The organism is Mesorhizobium sp. M7A.F.Ca.CA.002.05.1.1, assembly GCF_003998335.1.
Lineage (GTDB): Bacteria > Pseudomonadota > Alphaproteobacteria > Rhizobiales > Rhizobiaceae > Mesorhizobium.
On sequence record NZ_RZQI01001026.1, the window covers coordinates 1 to 1,985 of the forward strand.

Consider the following 1,985-nt stretch of genomic DNA (forward strand, 5'->3'; position numbering starts at 1 on the left):
CCTTCACGGTCAGGGACACCAGCGCCATCATGGCGGTGATCGGCGGCGGCATGGTCGGCGGCATCTTCTACTGGCTCAGCGCCGGGCGCTGGGCCGGAAGCTGGTGGCAAGGCGAACCAGAATCCGGCGATGGTGGTCGAGCAGGATGACGGCCGCTATTTCGCCTGGGCCGTCAGGATCTTGAGCGCGAAGGCGGAGAACACGCCGGCAAAGAGATAGTCGACCACCCGCGTGACGCGCGGGCTGGCCTTCATCGCCGCCGAGAACTTTTCCGCCGCCAGCACCATCGGCACGGTCACCGGGACCGACAACACGATGAACATGAGTCCGAGGAAAAACAGCTTTCCCGGGGCGTTCGGATCATGCGCGGAGACGAACTGCGGCAGGAAGGTCATGAAGAACAGGATGATCTTCGGGTTGAGCAGATTGACGCCGAGTCCCGCCGCCCAGCTGCGCAACAGCGAAATCTCGGGGCCGGTCTTCTTCTCCGGCGAAAAGGCCGAGCCCCTGGTGATCGCCTGCCAGGCCAGGAAGACGAGATAGCCCGCGCCGAAGATCTTCAGCACGAAGAAAGCCATCGGCGAGGCGACGATCAGTGCCGAGACACCGACAACCACCAGCGTGGTGTGGATCAGCGTGCCGCACAGCGCGCCGGCCATCGAGGCAAAGCCGGTGGCACGGCCCTGGTTGAGCGTGCGCGAGACGAACAGCGTCATGTCCGGACCCGGCGTGATCGCCAGGATGACCGTGGCAATGGCGAACTGGATCAGCGTGGCGGTGTCTGGAATGAACGACATGAGCGGCCCCAGGGAATTGGGAGGCCTATACAGGATGCGCCATGACGATGCCAGACACAGCAGCCACCCGATGTCGATCCAGCAGGCGTCCGCAAGGCATTCGCTGGACGGCCGGCCGCGGCGTCCTATGCCTGCCTGCTCAGCCGCATCCTCGCCGGCTCCTCCGCGACGAGTTGATCGTTGCTAACATCGGCGTCCCCGGTGATCTGGTCGATCGGCTTGGGCCGGCCGAGGAAATAGCCTTGCGCCTCGTTGCAGCCTTCGACCTGCAGGATGGTGAGCTGGACATGCGTCTCGACGCCTTCGGCAAGCACCGGAATGTCGAGGCTGCGGCCCAGCGTCAGCACCGCCCGGATGATGGCCTTGGCCTGCGGGCTTCGCTCGACGTCAGCCATGAACGAGCGGTCGAGTTTGATCTTGTCGAAGGGAAACGAGCGCAGCGTATCGAGCGATGAATAGCCGGTGCCGAAATCGTCGATCGCGATCGTCACCCCCAGCGCCTTGATCTGGCGCAGGACATGCAGCGTGCGCACCTTGTCGGCGACGATCGTCGATTCGGTGAGCTCCAGCTCCAACCGTTTCGGCGACAGCCCGGTCTCGATCAGGATTTGATGGATGAGCTTGGCGAGATCGGCATGGGCGAACTGTACCGGTGACAGATTGACCGCGATCTTGTGGCCATTGCCCCACGAGGCCGCCTGGCGGCACGCGGTCCGCAGCACCCATTCGCCGATCGCCATGATCGAGCCGTTCTCTTCGGCAATCGGGATGAATTCAGCGGGCGGAATCATGCCGTGCACGGGATGGGTCCAGCGCAGCAGCGCCTCGTAGCCGCAGGTGGCGCCGGTCGGGACCGAGGTCTGCACCTGATAGTGCAGCGAAAGCTCGCCGCGGTCGATCGCCTGGCGAAGGTCGGTGGCCAAGGCGCGGCGCGCCCGCGCCGTCTCGTCCATGGCGGATTCGTAGAAGCAGACGGCTCGCGTGACGTCGTTCTTCGCCCGGTACATGGCAAGATCGGCGTTGCTGACCAGCCGCTCGCGGTCGGCCCCGTCGCGCGGATAGACGGCGACGCCGATGCTGGCGCCCGCGGCGATCTCGAAATCGTCGAGCCGCGACGGTTCGAACAGGGATTTCTCCAGCCGCGAGACCAGCCCGAGAAGGTCCTTCTGATCCTTGAAGCGCTTGATC

The 1,985-nt window shown here is 64.7% G+C and carries 2 protein-coding genes; both read right to left on the reverse strand.

The window, feature by feature from the left end; translation table 11 throughout:
* Positions 1-155 precede the first annotated feature (155 nt).
* Positions 156-797, reverse strand: a complete 642-nt coding sequence (locus tag EN939_RS32000) for a LysE family translocator (RefSeq protein WP_127271180.1) — start codon at positions 795-797, stop codon at positions 156-158.
* 125 nt (positions 798-922) lie between these two features.
* On the reverse strand, positions 923-1,985 hold a 1,063-nt coding region (locus EN939_RS32005; RefSeq protein WP_245473246.1), incomplete at its 5' end, for a putative bifunctional diguanylate cyclase/phosphodiesterase.